18 protein-coding genes are annotated in these 16,598 nt (G+C 40.7%); 16 read left to right on the top strand and 2 right to left on the bottom strand.

All coding sequences use genetic code 11. The features are described from left to right. Positions 1 to 100 precede the first annotated feature (100 nt). From KH400_RS08720 to KH400_RS08685, 8 genes are all read left to right on the top strand, one after another. Entirely contained in the window at positions 101 to 1,111 is a 1,011-nt protein-coding gene (locus KH400_RS08720; protein ID WP_217223995.1) for a LacI family DNA-binding transcriptional regulator, read from the top strand. A gap of 61 nt (positions 1,112 to 1,172) precedes the next feature. After that, positions 1,173 to 2,126 carry a sugar kinase gene (locus KH400_RS08715; protein ID WP_217223994.1) on the top strand — a complete coding sequence of 318 codons (954 nt, stop codon included), beginning with the start codon at positions 1,173 to 1,175 and terminating at the stop codon, positions 2,124 to 2,126. Positions 2,127 to 2,139: 13 nt separating this feature from the next. Further along, the gene (gene hxlA, locus KH400_RS08710; RefSeq protein ID WP_217223992.1) at positions 2,140 to 2,763 is read left to right on the top strand and encodes a 3-hexulose-6-phosphate synthase; all 624 of its coding nucleotides are present in this window, start codon (positions 2,140 to 2,142) and stop codon (positions 2,761 to 2,763) included. Beyond that, positions 2,760 to 3,317, top strand: a complete 558-nt coding sequence (gene hxlB, locus KH400_RS08705) for a 6-phospho-3-hexuloisomerase (RefSeq protein WP_217223990.1) — start codon at positions 2,760 to 2,762, stop codon at positions 3,315 to 3,317. The genes hxlA and hxlB overlap by 4 nt, the downstream gene beginning before the upstream one ends. Before the next feature lie 218 nt (positions 3,318 to 3,535). Beyond that, positions 3,536 to 4,600, top strand: a complete 1,065-nt coding sequence (locus KH400_RS08700) for a TRAP transporter substrate-binding protein (RefSeq protein ID WP_217223988.1) — start codon at positions 3,536 to 3,538, stop codon at positions 4,598 to 4,600. Positions 4,601 to 4,765: 165 nt separating this feature from the next. After that, on the top strand, positions 4,766 to 5,251 hold the full coding sequence (locus KH400_RS08695) for a TRAP transporter small permease (protein ID WP_217223987.1): 486 nt from the start codon (positions 4,766 to 4,768) through the stop codon (positions 5,249 to 5,251). Further along, positions 5,248 to 6,513, top strand: a complete 1,266-nt coding sequence (locus tag KH400_RS08690) for a TRAP transporter large permease (protein ID WP_217223986.1) — start codon at positions 5,248 to 5,250, stop codon at positions 6,511 to 6,513. Before KH400_RS08695 ends, KH400_RS08690 begins: the two co-directional genes overlap by 4 nt. A 65-nt stretch (positions 6,514 to 6,578) precedes the next feature. Then, entirely contained in the window at positions 6,579 to 6,824 is a 246-nt protein-coding gene (locus KH400_RS08685; protein WP_246589464.1) for a cupin domain-containing protein, read from the top strand. A 59-nt stretch (positions 6,825 to 6,883) separates the two neighbouring features. Here KH400_RS08685 and KH400_RS08680 read toward each other — a convergent pair whose 3' ends face one another. Then, positions 6,884 to 8,356, bottom strand: coding sequence for an MDR family MFS transporter (locus KH400_RS08680; protein ID WP_217223984.1), 1,473 nt, complete (start codon positions 8,354 to 8,356; stop codon positions 6,884 to 6,886). A gap of 167 nt (positions 8,357 to 8,523) precedes the next feature. On the opposite strand from KH400_RS08680, the gene KH400_RS08675 reads away from it, so the two are divergent. Then, on the top strand, positions 8,524 to 9,147 hold the full coding sequence (locus KH400_RS08675) for a TetR/AcrR family transcriptional regulator (protein WP_217223983.1): 624 nt from the start codon (positions 8,524 to 8,526) through the stop codon (positions 9,145 to 9,147). A gap of 248 nt (positions 9,148 to 9,395) precedes the next feature. Continuing rightward, positions 9,396 to 9,956: a copper resistance CopC family protein gene (locus tag KH400_RS08670; RefSeq protein WP_217223982.1), complete on the top strand. Its 561-nt coding sequence runs from the start codon at positions 9,396 to 9,398 to the stop codon at positions 9,954 to 9,956. 272 nt (positions 9,957 to 10,228) lie between these two features. On the opposite strand, the gene KH400_RS08665 is transcribed toward KH400_RS08670, so the two are convergent. Beyond that, positions 10,229 to 11,305: a M42 family metallopeptidase gene (locus KH400_RS08665; protein ID WP_217223980.1), complete on the bottom strand. Its 1,077-nt coding sequence runs from the start codon at positions 11,303 to 11,305 to the stop codon at positions 10,229 to 10,231. A 247-nt stretch (positions 11,306 to 11,552) separates the two neighbouring features. On the opposite strand from KH400_RS08665, the gene KH400_RS08660 reads away from it, so the two are divergent. The 6 genes from KH400_RS08660 (at position 11,553) to modA (ending at position 16,493) form a co-directional block, all read left to right on the top strand. Next, positions 11,553 to 12,221 (top strand): response regulator transcription factor, encoded by a 669-nt coding sequence (locus KH400_RS08660; protein WP_217223978.1) that lies wholly within the window; start codon positions 11,553 to 11,555, stop codon positions 12,219 to 12,221. A 3-nt stretch (positions 12,222 to 12,224) separates the two neighbouring features. Beyond that, the gene (locus KH400_RS08655) at positions 12,225 to 13,592 is read left to right on the top strand and encodes a sensor histidine kinase (RefSeq protein ID WP_217223977.1); all 1,368 of its coding nucleotides are present in this window, start codon (positions 12,225 to 12,227) and stop codon (positions 13,590 to 13,592) included. Between the two features lie 121 nt (positions 13,593 to 13,713). Next, a complete protein-coding gene (locus KH400_RS08650) occupies positions 13,714 to 13,881 on the top strand; it encodes a hypothetical protein (RefSeq protein WP_217223975.1) in 168 nt (55 codons plus the stop codon). Between the two features lie 62 nt (positions 13,882 to 13,943). Further along, complete coding sequence (locus KH400_RS08645; RefSeq protein WP_217223973.1) at positions 13,944 to 14,387, top strand: DUF5392 family protein; 444 nt, start codon at positions 13,944 to 13,946, stop codon at positions 14,385 to 14,387. Between the two features lie 428 nt (positions 14,388 to 14,815). Next, complete coding sequence (locus tag KH400_RS08640) at positions 14,816 to 15,412, top strand: polysaccharide deacetylase family protein (RefSeq protein WP_217223971.1); 597 nt, start codon at positions 14,816 to 14,818, stop codon at positions 15,410 to 15,412. A gap of 283 nt (positions 15,413 to 15,695) precedes the next feature. Beyond that, on the top strand, positions 15,696 to 16,493 hold the full coding sequence (modA, locus tag KH400_RS08635) for a molybdate ABC transporter substrate-binding protein (protein WP_246589463.1): 798 nt from the start codon (positions 15,696 to 15,698) through the stop codon (positions 16,491 to 16,493). Positions 16,494 to 16,598 lie beyond the last annotated feature (105 nt).

Below are 16,598 nucleotides of genomic sequence, written 5' to 3'. Positions count from 1 at the left end.
TTCACTAAACCGGTTTACTAAACCGATTTACTAAAACGGTTTGGTAGTTTAAGAAGAATCAACAAGTCATTTTACTGAATGAGTATGGAGTAGATCATTTATGAAAACGAAAGCGGTTACAATTGCGGATGTCGCAAAGCATTCTCAAGTTTCAAAAAGTACAGTTTCTCAATACTTAAATCAAAGATATGAGTACATGGGTGAAGAAACTAAAGCACGTATTGAAGAGGCCATTCAACAATTGGGCTATCGTCCGAATATTGTTGCTCGGAGTTTAAAACAAAAATCGACGACAACGATTGGTGTCATTGTTGCAAACATCTTGCATGTCTTTTCAACTCAGGTGATTCGTGCGATTGAAGATATTTGTCATGAATATGATTTTCATACGATTGTATGTAACGCCGATGATGATCCGAAGAAAGAGAAGAAGTATATTGAGATGCTTCACGCAAAACAAGTAGATGGGATTATTGTTTTTCCAACTGGAGGGAACATCGAGACTCTGCAACAAATGCAAAAAGATAACTATCCAATTGTTTTTGTGGACCGATTAATACCAGACTTAACGATTCCTTCGGTTGTATTGGATAATGAAAAAGCTTCAACGTTAGCTGTTCAGCATTTTATTGAACGTGGGTATCAAAAGATTAGTATTATGACGACATCAATTATTCATAACTTAACCCCAAGAAGAGAACGAATACGAGGATACAAACAGGCGCTACAAGAAAATGGGATTAATGTTAATGAGAACTATATAAAAAGTTTGGAACTCGATCAATTTGATGTTGGGATAGAGGAAATGCTCTCATTACAAGACCCACCTGAAGCGATTTTAGCTGGAAATGATTTGGCATTAATTGAGATTTTAAAATTTATTAAGAAAAACAATGTAAGCATTCCAGAGAATATTGCGTTAATAGGGATTGATGATGTATCATTTGCGAGTTTTTATAATCCTAGATTAACTACAATCTCTCAACCTACTTTTGAAATGGGGAAAAAGGCGGCGGAGTTGCTTCTAAATAAAATTCAAGGTAAAGAAAATGAAGATGACAATCATATTTACCGTTTTGAACCAACACTGATAGAACGAGATTCTTGCTGAAGGTATTAGTAAAGCGAACGTGGAGACAGCGTGTAAGTCACGAGTGAGAGAGGGGATAAAAATGAAAGATGTCATTACGATTGGTGAAGCAATGGTTACGTTTAACCCTGTGACGAAAGGGCCTTTAAAATATGTTCCATCATTCGATCGAAAGGTTGGCGGAGCTGAGTTGAACTTTGCTCTAGGATGTTCTCGTTTAGGGTTAGATGCAGGCTGGGTGAGTCGGTTAGGCAATGATGAATTTGGAAGGTATATTTTAAATTTTGTACGGGGTGAAGGCGTCGACGTCTCAGAAGTAAAGCTTGTCGATGAGTACCCAACGTCATTGAATTTCAAAGAAATTATGGAGGATGGAAGTGGTCGAACGTTTTACTATCGAAAGCAATCTCCAACGTCAACGATGACTGTAGAATCCTTGAATGAAGAGTATTTTAAGCAAGCGAAGCTATTACATATTACCGGAGTCTTCCCAGCTGTAGATCCTAAAAATAACTTACCGATTATTAAACAGATGGTTTTATTAGCAAAAAAACATGGCTTATTAGTCTCATTTGATCCAAATATTCGCTTGAAGCTATGGAGTAAGGATGAGGCGAGAGAAGCGCTTGTTGAGCTCTTACCGGATGTAGATGTTTTCCTCACTGGAGCAGATGAAGCTGATATTTTACTAGGTGTAAATGAACCGACAGCAATCATTGAAAAATGTAAGGAATTTGGAATTTCTCACATTGCGATCAAGCAAGGGGAAAAAGGATCCGTGGGTTACCATAATGGCCAAACGATTGAAGCGCCTCCGGTTCCTCCTAAAAAAGTAGTCGATACGGTTGGTGCTGGAGATGGGTTTGATGCTGGTTTTGTGTATGGGGTGATCAATAGCTGGTCACTAGAGAAGACGTTGCATTTTGCCAATACGATCGGTTCGATGGTCGTGAGTGTTTCAGGAGATAATGAAGGTTTACCATATATCGATGATGTAAGGGTTCAACTTGGTGAAAAAGAATTTATAGAAAGATAGATGAGGTGAAATCATGAAACTTCAATTAGCGCTCGACCGGTTAACGAGGGGCGAATGCTTTCGAATACTAGAGGAAACGAAAGAAGCGATTGATTGGATTGAAGTTGGGACAGGTGTTATTAAAGAATATGGGATGACCATTGTTCGTGAAATTAGAGAGTTGTATCCGAATCATACGATTGTTGCTGATATGAAGACATGTGATGCAGGCAAACATGAAGCAAAGCAAGCGTTTGAAGCAGGAGCTGATATTGTGACGGTGATGGCCTTCTCGGCGAATCAAACGATTACTGATACTTTAGCTGTGGCCCAACGATATCAGAAGAGCATTATGATCGATTTGCTCGGTGTGACCGAACAGAAACGGTTAATTGAGTTAGAGCAATTAGGAGTAAAGCTTGTGAGTCTCCATTTCGGTAAAGATATGCAACAAGAAGGAGAGTTATCCACTGATTTATTTTCATTAGTGAAAGCGGATGCATCATTTGAAGTGTCTGTGGCTGGAGGGATCAATGAACACTCCTTACCGTCAATGGTTAATCAAAAACCAGACATTATCATTGTTGGAAGCGCAATTACGGGTGCCGAACATCCACAAGAAGCTGCTTTGAAGTTGAAAGGGATGATGAAGGAATGAAAAACATTATTGAAACAGTTGTACATGAAATCTCAACGGTTTTATCTAATGTCGACGAAGGAGAGTCACTTGCGCTTGCTGATGAAATTCGCAATGCGAAACGGATATTTATAAGTGGTGAGGGGCGCTCAGGTCTCATGGGCAAAGCGATTGCGATGCGTCTCATGCACGGTGGATTTCATGTGTACGTAACGGGTGAGACGATCACACCTAGCATTGAAAAAGGAGATTTACTCATTTTAATTTCTGGTTCAGGATCGACAAGCTCTAGTTTGCAACTTGGAAATGCGGCCAAAAAAGCAGAGGCAAAGGTGTTCCTCGTAACGACAAATCGAGATTCGAAGATTGCTGAAATCAGTGATGGCATCGTAGTTGTTCCAGCAGCAACGAAACATCGTCGACCAGAGGAGCCAGGAACAATTCAACCGTTAGGCAACCAATTTGATCAATCGGTTCATCTTCTCCTTGATGCCATTATTATTTCACTCACACGGTCAAAGGACCAACAATCAACCTATGAAGAGATGACGAACCGTCATGCTAACTTAGAATAAGATCAGATTGGAAGTAGAAGTTTAGTCGTTTTTTCAAAAACGAATGTGTAGGTTACAACTTAATGGAAGCGTTTTATTAAGAGGAAGGACTAGTTTGCAAATCGTCTAGCTAAACGATTCAGTGATTACGTTGTCAAGGAGGTGTTACAACGGTAGCGACTGTTACAAGACATTGGGTGATCACATGAAAAATTTAAAATGTTAAGGGGGAAATTACATTGAAAAAGCAATTTAAGGCATTGTTTTTTGTACTCATTTTATCGGCTTTAGTATTAGCGGCATGTGGTGGTGAACAAACATCGGAACAAACGAATGGTGATGACAGTAGTTCAGATCAAGGCAGTACAGAGCAAGAAGAGTCTATTAAAATCGTTGCAGCACATAACCAAACAGATCCTGAAAATCCATACCAAGATGGTTTATTAGAATTTAAAGAAGTCGCTGAGAGTTTATCAGATGGGGCCATTGAAGTTGAAGTCCATGCGGGAACGATCGGTACAAGTGAATCTCAACTTGTAGAGAGTCTTCAATTAGGTGGAGCAGATGTTGTTTTAGTATCACCTGGTTTTATGAGTAGTACTGGAATTAGAGAAATTGATTTATTTGCACTTCCTTACTTATTTGAAAGCTATGATCACTGGGAAGCAGTTGTTGATGGAGAAGTAGGTGAAGAAATCTCTAACACGATTTTAGATAAGTCTAACAACCAATTTAAGTTAATCGGTTATTGGACAGCGGGTGTACGTCATTATTATGGCAAAGAACCAATCCATTCTATTGAGGATTTAGAGGGTATGACGATTCGTACGCAAACATCAGGTGTCGTTGCTGACTTCTGGAAGCAATTAGGTGCCGTGCCAACTGATGTAGCGTGGGGAGAATTGTATCAAGCCCTTCAGCAAAATGTAGTTGATAGTGCAGAGAATGCTTATCCATACTTTGTTCAGCAAAATCACCACCAAACAGACAATGGAAAGTATACATCAGAAACAGGACATGATTATACAACAAGATTTTTATTAATCAACAATCAGAAATTTGAATCGTACACAGAAGAGCAACAAAATATCATTTTAGAAGCAGCTGAAGCTTCTGTCGAGGCTGAAAGACAAGCGTTATATGAGCAGGAAGAGGAATACAGACAAATCTTATTAGATGATGGTGCAGAAGTAAATGAACTTGATCGTACACCATTTATTGAGGTCGCAAAACCATTGCAAGATGAAGTAGCAGAAGAAATCGGTGTAGGTCATCTATTAGAAATGATTAGAGAGTTAGAATAGTCATTGTTCATTCACAGATTTAACATAGGAGGATGAAGAGCAGGGGATTTGTTCTCTCCTCCTATATTTTTTTAAATGGCAAATTAGACTTACTTCTCTTGCATTTATTTATAATTTATAAAACATTTCGGTTAGTCTAATTGCAGAAGAAAAGAGGGAAGAGAGATGAAAAAGATTGTATCATTTCTTGAGAAAATCCAACTTACAGTAGGCGTCACGATGTTATGTATCTTTTTTTTAGCAGTTATCGTTCAAGTTGTGACAAGATACATGGGGATCTCGGTCATTTGGACAGGGGAAGTTGCTAACTTTTCATTTATATGGGCTATTTTCATGGGAGCTGCTGTGATGGTAAACAGGAAAGAACATTTTAAATTTGATTTTCTCTATAGGAAGCTAAAGGGGAAAGTGAGATCAATATTAAGTCTTTTTAATAATTGTGTTCTATTTCTATTCAGCTTAGCGATTTTTCACTTTGGTAATATAGCTGTTGATAATTTTTGGAACTATAACTGGGTATCATTACCTTCCATGAAAATGGGCTATGTATGGATTGCGATCCCAATTATGGGGTTAACGATGATGATTTATTTGGTTTCACACATCATCGATGATATTAAGCATTTTAATAGAGAGGAGGTAAACGAATGATCGGTGCAATCTTAATCGCAACATTTCTCATTCTCATGTTTATTGGGGTTCCTATTGCATTTGTTATCGGGGTTGTTGCATTACTAGGCATTTATAATATTGATTATATTCCCGAAGTAACGGTTCCAGTAAGTATGTTTAATGGTTTAAATTCATTTGTTCTCCTCGCTGTACCATTATTTATCTTAACAGCAAACTTGATGAACTCAGGTCAAATTTCACAAAAGTTAATCGACTTTGCCCTTTCGATTGTCGGTCATATTCGTGGAGGATTAGCACATGCAAACATTCTAGTATCGATGATGTTTGCCGGTGTATCTGGGGCTTCACAGGCAGATACTGCTGGGGTTGGAAAAGTGTTAATACCGAATATGAAAAAACAAGGGTATGATACGGAAACGTCCGTTGGTATTACGGCCGCTTCTTCAACTGTGGGCGTTATCATACCACCAAGTATTCCAATGATTATCTTTGCTGGCCTCACAAATGTTTCCGTTGGCGCGTTATTTCTCGCCGGACTTATTCCTGGGGTAGCGATAGGTCTTGGGATGATGATATTCGTTTTTATTCTTTCAATTAGACGAGGTTATCCGAAAAACCAAAGAGCATCTCTAAAAAAGTTTCTTAAGTTGTTTTTGCAATCGGCACCTGCCTTGTTTACACCCGTTATTTTAATTGGTGGGATTATTACAGGATTGTTTACAGCGACTGAAGCAGCTGCATTTGCTTCTATTTACACACTGCTAATCTGTATGTTTATTTACAAAACATTGAAGGTGAAAGATTTACCTAGAATTTTAGTTGATACATTAACATTAAGCTCGTTATCATTATTTGCTTTAGCTGCAGCAAGTGCGTTAGGTGAACTGATGGCATATTACCAATTGTCAGCGGTTGCTGCAGACTTTTTCACAAATAATATTTCAAGTAAATGGATCTTTATCATTATTGTTATTCTTTTCTTCTTGTTTATTGGTACATTTATGGACGCGATTCCAGCGATGATTTTGTTTATTCCAGTTATTTTACCAATTGCGCTAGAGTTCGGTGTCGACCCAGTTCTTCTAGGGATGATAACGATCATTTCTTTAGCCATTGGATTAGTAACTCCACCATATGGTCTGTGCTTATTGTTAGCAGCAAAAATTGGTGAGCTATCAATCGAACGATCATTTAAGGCGGTCATTCCATATATTTTAGTTGTATTATTTGTCTTAATATTAATTGTACTCTTCCCAGAAACGATGCTGTTTGCAGAATAAACTCTATTTATGAAAGGGAGATTTATGTGGTTAAAAGAGAGATTATTAGTTCAGAAGGATCTTTGATGATCGTGAGAGTGGAGATAGAGAAAGGATTTGAAGGTGACATTGATCAGCACCCAGAGGAGCAAGTAAGTTATCTTGAAAAAGGATCCCTTGAATTTGAGGTCGGCGGTGAAAAGAAGATCATTAGTAAAGGCGAAAGCCAATACGTTCCATCGAATGAAGAACACCGTGTCAAGGTGTTAGAGGACTGTGTCATCATTGATGTTTTTACACCGATTCGAAAGGATCTTTTAAAACAAGGATAGTGTGCAGGTATTGGTAAAAAAGTAGGCGCCTCATTGAGGGAGCCTACTTTTTTTATAGTTTAATTGACTTTCATGGTTTCTTGCTTGCTCCTACGAACAAGCAGTGCAAGCACAACCGTTGCCAACGCCATGTAAAAGCCGGTTGAAAAGCTTTGCTGTGAACCGAAAGTAAGAGCGGCGATTGCCTCTTCTCCGGTTGGATTAGCGATCCCGTTGTTATCTAAGTAGCCTTGTTGACCTGTTTCCATGACCGAGATAAACAAGGCAGCACCGATTGCACCAGATACTTGCATCAACGTGTTCATAATCGCTGTTCCGTGCGGGTAAAGCTCTTGTGGAAGTTGATTCAAGCCGTTTGTTTGTGCAGGCATCATAATCATCGCGACAGCAAGCATGAGGATCGCCTGTTGGACAATCACAATCCAAACTGGAATCCCTGGAAGAGTATAGCGATAAGTAAAGACAATAACAGCAAGAATGATCGTTCCAGGAATCAATAACGGTCTTGGACCAAATCGGTCAAAGAGGCGTCCCATAATCGGCGACATCGCCCCGTTCAATAAACCACCCGGAAGCATTACGATCCCCGCCGTTATCGCACTAAAAAGAAGAGCTCCTTGCATATAGATCGGCAATACGAGCATCATCGCAAACATCGTCATCATCACAAGCATGATCATCACGAGCCCTAGTAAAAACATCGGATAACGGAACACGCGAATATCGAGTAGTTGTGTTTCGAGCTTTAACTGGCGCCAACTGAACAATCCTAAAGATATGAACCCAACAAGTAAAAATGAAAACACGAGTGGATCGGCAAAGCTCGCGTCCCCTTTTCCAGCTGCACTAAAGCCATAGACGATCCCACCGAATCCGAGCATTGATAATAAAAACGATATCACGTCAAGCTTTGGTTTAGATGTCTCAGAAATATTCGTTAATACTTTCATCCCAAACAATAGGGAAGCAAGTGAAATCGGTAAAATGAAATAAAATAACCAACGCCACGTGAAGTTTTCAACAATGAGTCCTGAAACAGTTGGTCCAATGGCCGGGGCAAACATAATAACAAGCCCAACCATTCCCATCGCTGCGCCGCGACGTTCGATCGGAATAACGGTAAGAATGACGTTAATCAATAATGGAATCATAATGGCGGTACCGACAGCCTGTGTCAAACGACCAATTAATAGCACGGCAAAGACCGGGCTGACACCGGAGATCACTGTTCCTATCGTAAATAAAGACATCGCTGTAATAAATAGCTGGCGTGTCGTAAAGCGTTGCATAAAATAAGCCGATATCGGAATTAACGTTCCAATCACAAGCATATAGCCAGTCACAAGCCATTGTACTGTACTAGAAGCAACTCCAAAATCAGCCATAATCGCGTTCAAGGCAACATTTAAAATTGTTTCGCTTAAAATGGCGACGAATGCGCCTGAAAGCAAGACAGCTAAGAGTGGAATCGGATTCCCCTCTGATGTACTCGTATTACTAGCTGCTTCGTTATCTTGAACTGTAGTAGCCATGGCATTCTCCTCCAATATATTAAATACGAAACGCTCTCGTTTCGCTAAGTTATCTTATCATCATCAATTATGAAACGCAACAGTTCCGTATTTGTAAAAAAGGGTTTGTAATGATAAAATGAAGGCAGGTTTTAAGCAGAGTCTGATGAAAGATGGTGTAAACGCCTATGTCGACGCAAAAAGATGAAATGAAACGCGGGAGACCTCTTGATTTGTCTCGTAATGAAGTCATTCTCACAGCGACGCTCGATTTATTGGCGGAGAATGGATTCGAGGCGTTGACGATAGACGCTGTAGCAGCAAAGGCAAAGGTCGGAAAGGCGACGATTTACAGACGTTGGTCTTCGAAAACGGAGCTTGTTATTGATGCTGCATCCTTTATTAGTCCGTTTGAAAAGTTAGAGGAGAGATTAAACCGAAAAAAAGGGCTACGTGAGCAATTGATCGATATGCTTTCCTTTATTTTTCAATGTGGCAATGATCACTACCAAAACACAATGACTGCGATTTATGCCGCAGCTTCTTCAAATGAGAAAATCGAAAAAGAGTTGAAAAATGATTTCTACTGGCGTCACCGACAGGCGATTGAGCAGATTGTTCAACCGTTTTTAAAGAGAGGCGTTACATTGACAGAGGCTGAGCTGGATCTACTTGCTGATATTGGACCAGCCTTAATCACTTATCGAAGTGTATTCATTGGACAACCCTTTGATCGTGCTTATGTCGAGCGCATGGTGGATAAGCTGATGATGCCAATGATAGAACCATTGTTAATTGATAATAAGAATTGAAAATTGTAAATGGTGAATTTCTATGATAAAAAAACGAAAAGGATGTGATTGTTAGGAGCAATCGCATCCTTTTTTATATCAATCTCAGTGTCATTGAAGGTGTGACAATACTGTAAGAGCGTGTTCAAAAAAGGAAAAACCACTCCTATTTGAACAGACTCTGTGAAAAAGGAGGATAGTTTCTATACGTATGGTTGAATTAATGGTAAGTTATCTATGATCTATTTCATAGAGTAGGAGGAAGAAGTATGACACAAAAAGCATTGCTTATAATGACAGCACTGATGGTTCTTTTCGCAATTCCTAACACCATTTTTGCCCATTCCCATTTAGAATCTTCGAACCCAGCAAATGGTGAAGTAGTGGAAGAAGAGTTGGGGACCATTCTACTAACATTTGATGCAGGGATAGAAGCAGCAAGTACGGTTGAGATCATTGATGAGGATGGCGGAGAGGTAGCGATCGAAGGCGTGGAAATTGATAGTCCCCATATGGAAGTCATTCTTCCCGGTGCGCTTGAGAATGGCCATTATCAAGTGAACTGGACAGCTCTCGGAGAGGACACGCATATAACAGAAGGAGAATTCTCGTTTACAGTTGAGCGCCCTGAAGTACAAGAACAGGAAGAAGAAGAGCTAGTAGATCCACCGGCAACAGATGAAGAAGTGGATCAAGCGGATCTTGTAGAAGAAGTTGAAGAAAGCAGTGATGAAGAAGGGACAACAACGGGCTCGAATCTAATGGTGATCTTCATCGTTGTCGTATTAGTAGCAATTGTTATTGCTGTATTCATAAGTAAGAGAAAATAACGTCGTCAAGATGATCGACAAATAAGGGGCTGTCTCCCAAGTGACTGCTCACCTCAGTGCACGATGTATTATGATGCTCAACAATCGTGCCTGTGACAGCGCTTGGCTATGAGACAGCCCTTTTGTTGTGTTTGAAGGAAGTTCTTTGCCATGGCTCACTCGCTGTATGCCTGCTAGGGAAAAACACTCCTAGCAAGCTTTTAAATATCAGCGGTTTCGCTTTGTCTTCAAGTCTGTTCAAACGGGGAAAAACACCCCTTTTGAAAAGTCTCTTATAGGCCTTTTAACTCTTCAACGGTTTTGTTATCGAGCCGTTGGATCACTTTCACTAAAAGTTCGACGGCATGGTCAAGATCTTCTTTATGGACGATCGATACATGGCTATGAATATAACGAGCAGGTACACTGACGACCATGGTCGGGACACCTCGATGAGCAAGATGGAATTTGCCTGCATCGGTTCCGCCGCCATCCATAATATCGATTTGATATGGAATCGAAAATTCTTTAGCGGTATTGACGACCATTTGTCGTAGCTTACGGTGTGGAACCATCGAACGATCCATAAACCCTAAGATCGGGCCTTTTCCTAATTTTAGATAGCCATTTTCTCGTTTCATACCTGGTGTGTCTTCGGCAACGCCTACATCACAGGCAAAGGCGATGTCAGGATTGATCATATGTGCCAATGTTTCCGCCCCGCGTAAGCCGACTTCTTCTTGGACCGTAGCCCCCGAATAAAGCGTGTTAGGAAGATGTTCATGTCTTAAGCGCTCTAACACTTTTAGTGCGATGTAACAACCGGCTCGATTATCCCAGTTGCGAGCGAGAAGCATGTTCTGGTTAGGGAGGACTTCAAACGGACAAATCGTTGCTACAGGATCACCGACAGCAACACCGAACTTCTCAGCCTCTTCACGACTTGTTGCTCCGATATCAACAAACATATCACTAATCTTCATGACCTTTTTTCGTTCCTCAAGTGTGAGGACGTGAGGAGCCTTTGAGCCAATGACGCCCGTTAAATCACCTCTTTGCGTCATGACAGTGACTCGTTGTGATAGCATCACATGCCCCCACCAACCGCCGAGTGGTTTGATGCGGAGAAAGCCTTCATCAGTAATCGCACTGACTAAAAAGCCAACCTCGTCTAAATGTCCTGCTACTAGGATTTTAGGGTCACCGTTGCCTAGTTTACCAACGATACTACCTAAATTATCGTGATCAATTGATTGTGTATGTTCTGAAATATGCTTTTTCATTACATGATAAACTCTGTCTTCAAAGCCTGGTGGACCTTGGGTTTCAGTTAATTCTCTCATTAACTCTACGTCATGATTGTTATTCATCGATTTTCCTCCTACCTATTTGTGCTATCGTTATCTTCCGTTTAAATCGGAAAAATTATACATCCATTGACTGATTAGAGTTTTTAGAACCATAAGCTGTACAAGTTGATTTTTTTGTGATTCTAGTTCATGTCTAGTTCATAAATGCTTGCTAGTCTGAAGAAAAAGTGGTGATAATGGTAAAGTGGAAGGGGTTCAGTCAAACTCCTATTCGTTTCGTACAAGCTTTAGGCTAGGGGGAAGGAATATGAATACGATTTTAGTGGTTGATGATGATGCACATATTAGAAAATTAATGAAGGTATACCTTGAAAACAGCCATTACAAGGTAATAGAAGCAGAAGATGGCGAGGAAGCGTTAGACCTGCTTGCGCATACACAAGTGGATTTAGCGATTGTTGACGTGATGATGCCTCGTGTTGATGGGGTTGAGCTAACCGAAGATATTCGTTCATTTTTAACCATTCCGATTTTGATGGTGACGGCAAAAGGTGAATCAAAGGATAAGGTGAAGGGCTTTAACGCTGGGACGGATGATTATTTAGTTAAGCCGTTCGATCCTGTTGAGCTGATTTTGCGTGTGAAAGCGTTGTTAAAGCGTTACAATGTGGCCTCTGACAAAGTCGTCAAAGTCGGTTCGATTACGATTGATATTGAGCGTCTTGTCGTTCAATCACACAAGCAATCGTTGACATTGAAAAAGAAGGAGTGCGAGCTGTTGTTTACGCTTGCTAGTTCACCAGGAAAAATATTTACACGTGCTCAGCTGATCGAGAAGATCTGGGGCTATGATTATGAAGGCGATGAACGAACGGTTGATGTCCATATAAAACGGTTACGCGAACAGCTAATTGTGTTCCCGGAAGTAACAATTTCAACCGTGAGGGGATTAGGGTATCGTCTTGAGGAGATGTAAGTGATGAAAAGAAGTCTTTATCTCCGCATTGTGGCAACATTTATTAGTGTTGTTTTATTAAGTTTGGTGGCTTCCTATTTTATAACATCATTGTTTTTTCACCAAGAGGTCATATTCGAAGAGGAAGTTCACAATGTTACATCACAGGTTGTTGATCTGGTTGAAATCACAGAGCACGATAAAATGCCTGACCTCGTTGACACGTTACGTGAGCTTAACCTTGAAATTTTAATCGTCAATGAGCAAGGTGAAAACTACACCGGGACGTTTCCTACGTTTACCGTCGCTCGGGATGTTGCGCAGCAAGTCGTGCATTCACCGCATGATTCACCGGTTGCTCTGCCGTATGCAGAACGTGAAGAGACTAGAGTACTAGGGATTCCAATTACAATTAACAATGAACCGTATGCTTTATTTGTCACCTTTAATTATGGTGAGGAAGTGAACACGTTAAAACGGATTACATTAGTGGCGCTCTTTCTTGTCTTATTGATCGGAAGTGGGTTAATTTTATTCGCCTCTCGCTATTTCGTCACGCCAATCAAGAAGTTATCGAGCGCAGCACAAAAGGTAGCAACGGGAGATTTTAACGTACGTCTAAAAAGTAAAAACAAAGATGAGATTGGTGAATTGATTACGAATTTTAATCATATGGCATCTGAATTAGGAAAAATCGATAAAATGAGAGATGACTTTGTGAGTAATGTCTCTCATGAAATTCAATCGCCACTGACATCGATCAAAGGGTTCACAAAAGCGTTGCGAGATGATGTCATTCCAAAGGAACATCAAAAAGAGTATTTGGATATCATCTATCAGGAATCAGACCGGCTTTCGCGCTTAGGTGAAAACTTATTGCAGCTCGCCTCGCTTGACTCAGAGCATCATCCGTATCACCCGGAAACGTATCGGATTGATGAACAAATTAGACGAACGGTCGTTGCTACCGAGCCGCTCTGGAGTGAAAAAAATATTCACATCAACTTAGAGCTAGCAGCACATGAGGTGTATGCGGATCAAGATTTATTTGAACAAGTCTGGCTAAATCTTATTACGAACGCGATTAAGTATTCAGAAGAAGATGGGACTGTTGAGATTTTGCTTGAAAGTGATGATGAAGAGCTTAATGTCACCATTAAAGATTCGGGAAAAGGAATACCAGAAGAAGACATTCCTCATCTCTATGAACGATTTTATAAGGTCGATCAAGCACGTAGCAGTGCGGTTAAAGGAAATGGACTTGGGCTTTCGATTGTAAGAAAAATATTAAACCTACACGGATGTTCGATTTCTGTACAGAGTAAAGCAGGTGTCGGTTCGGCATTTACGGTGACAATTCCGATTAAGAGTGAAGGAGACGATCAGCCTTAAGGTTGGTCGTTTTTGGTGCGACGCACTTGACTGTTTTTAGGTTCGGTGTCTTGGAGTTCATATTCAGTTCATACTTCAATTTTATAATGAAACTATAAAACAACTGGATGAGGTGCTAGGAATGATGGTGTACACGAATTTCAGTGATAGGAATTATGATAGTAAATCAACAACAGATAAAATTGATCATGTGAAAAAAAGAAAATCAATGGAAGAGATTGTAAAGCTATTACAAGATCAAGGAGTAAATGCAACGGTCTGTAAGCGTGTGAAGCTGACTTATGCGTAATGAGCATATGAGTTAGATACAAAGATTGATAGAGAAATGGATAAACCTCAAGAGGTGATAAGATGCTTTCTTTCAATATAAATAAATTTCCTAGATATACGAGAAATGAACTTGAAAAAATTCAGAAATTGATCGCACCAGCTGTAAAAAAGAGTACGATTTTCATCTTTTTATCGATGTCGATGATTTCTTTTTCAATCATTAATTTGTACTACCTCATTTTTGGTACAGGGACGAGTGGACTAACCATCTTCGTCTTACTGTTTTCGTTATTAGGGGCCCTAGGTGTAGCATTGTATAAGGAATCGCTACATAAAAACAAAGAGATTCAGCAACTGAGCCGTGAGTATATCATCGATCGGATCACAAAAAGTGAGCACTTACCTGATGATGCTAAGGACAAGTATGTAGCTAAGATTCAAGCAGATCCAAAAACGACTTTTGAAGTCTTTTTCCAATCTCTTGATCAAGAGGAACGGATGAAAAAGCAATGTGAGAGTGAATAACCTTTGCTAACGACGCGGATACGTTTAAGTATTCGCGTTTTTAATAGTGGACAAGGGGCGGAGTGCGCGAACAGTGAAGAGTTTCAGAGATAGTTCGCTTACTCGCACCGCCTTTGATAGAAGGTAGTGGGAAAGGCCCTGAAGAAGGAGAGGTAGGTTCGAGGATGGGACAAGGGGCGGAGTGCGCGAACAGTGGAGAGTGTTCAGAGAAGTACGCTTACTCGCACCGCCTTTGATAGAAGGTAGTGGGAAAGGCCCTGAAGAAGGAGAGGTAGGTTCAAGGATGGGAGGAGGCTGTTTATTTATAAAAGAAGTGAGGCTTTGGAATTAGATGGCGTACGGTTTATAATAGAATTGAGAGGGGGAATTCGATTTGAAACAGGGGTGTAATTATGCATCAGAGTCCATGAGTAGTTAATCAAGGGGTCGTGTACGATCTTCAAGATAGTCGTTGGTTGAAAAATATCAATCAAGTCAGACCGAGTGAACATGAGGTGGTCCTTACGTTTGATGATGGACCAAGTCGGTATTTAGATGAAATTTTAGACCTTTTACAAGCAAAAGTTGTTCCGGCACTTTTTTTCTGGCAATCACGATTGCTACATGATCAACGACCGTGGCAGCGAGTGTTAACGGAAGGACATAAAATCGGCTCGCACGCTCATAACCATAAAAACTTAGTGAAGCTCGACCGACAGCAACAATATGAGCAGGTCAAATCGAGCGTCAAGCAAATTGAAGCGATCACTGGTGAGCCGGTTCGTTATTTTAGGCCACCATTTGGCAGGTATAATGAAGATACGATGGCTGCAATCTCGCAACTTGGGTTAACCCCAGTGATGTGGGACATCTCATCTTATGATTGGGAATTAAAAGCAGACCCAAGTCAAATCATTTGTAACGTTGCCAATCATGTGAGAGGTGGTTCAATCATTCTCTTACATGAGCTAGCACAAACGGTCACAGTACTGCCTGAGATAATTGATAAGGTGAGAGATCAGGGGTTCGAATTTACGATGATTTGAGTGCTGGTGAGCAACTGGTTGTATGTTTCCAGTGCAGGTGAAGTGGACCCTTAGTCCGTTATTTGTACGAAAATGGCATATGATCACTAGGAACCGGACTCTCGTTCCGCTATTTGAGCAAAGTTGCGTGGAATTAGGTTAAGATGTAGTGAATAGCGGAACTAGGGTCCTCTCAAAGTGCCAGTTAGCTAGTTTTCCATGAAATAACGAACCATGGTCCGCATGCTGCATATAACGAACCTAGTGTTTTGAAGGAATAGAGTGAATAGGAGTAAAAAAGTTTATGAGACAAACAATAGAAAAAAGTATGTTACATGCCACTGTCTTATTGTTCACCTTGGTGATTGCAGGCTGTGGAGGGGGGACCTCCACACCGCCTTCTACGTCTGACGAGGAACAACCTGAGTTAAGAGTAGCGGCGGCGTCAGGATTAGCGCTTGCATTTGCTGAACTTGGTGAACGCTTTGAAGAAGAAACGGGGACAAAGGTGACATTTACCTTTGGATCGACTGGGCAGTTGGCTGATCAAATTGAAAATGGTGCACCGTTTGATGTGTTTGCGGCTGCTAATCGGGGTTTTATCGAAAACTTAGATGAAAACAATCTGCTCATTAGTGAAACGTTGCAAACGTATGCGTTCGGACGCATCGGTTTAGCAACAACTGTTCATGCACCAGGGGTCGAAACGCCAGGTGATTTGCTTCTACCGGAAGTCGAGCGAATTGCGATTGCGAATCCAGCTCATGCACCATACGGTTTAGCTGCGAAACAGGCGCTGCAATCGGCAGGGGTTTATGAAGAAATCGAGAGTAAGCTCGTTTATGGGAGAAACATTACCGATACGTTAAACTACATCGAAACCGGTAATGCGGAAGTGGCAATTATCGCTCGTTCACTTACAGATGAGGATAGCGTGAATTTTTATGAACTCGATGAAGAACTGCATGAGCCGATCGAGCAAACGATTGCCGTCATTGAGCGAACTGAGAAAGAACCGCTTGCATCTGATTTTATTGCGTTTATTTTTGGACCGGTCGGTACGCCGATCATGGAAAGTTACGGCTATATGATTCCAGAATGATAACTGTCGTGCGTGAACTATAACTTCTTGAGGATGATAGGGCATCTCAAAAGGGAATATGACCTTTTGAGATGCCCTGTTTTTTTGTTGGTAAAGAGTGCGCAC

Source organism: Desertibacillus haloalkaliphilus (assembly GCF_019039105.1).
GTDB classification, from domain to species: Bacteria; Bacillota; Bacilli; order Bacillales; family KJ1-10-99; genus Desertibacillus; species Desertibacillus haloalkaliphilus.
This window is presented reverse-complemented; position numbering and strand designations above follow the sequence as displayed.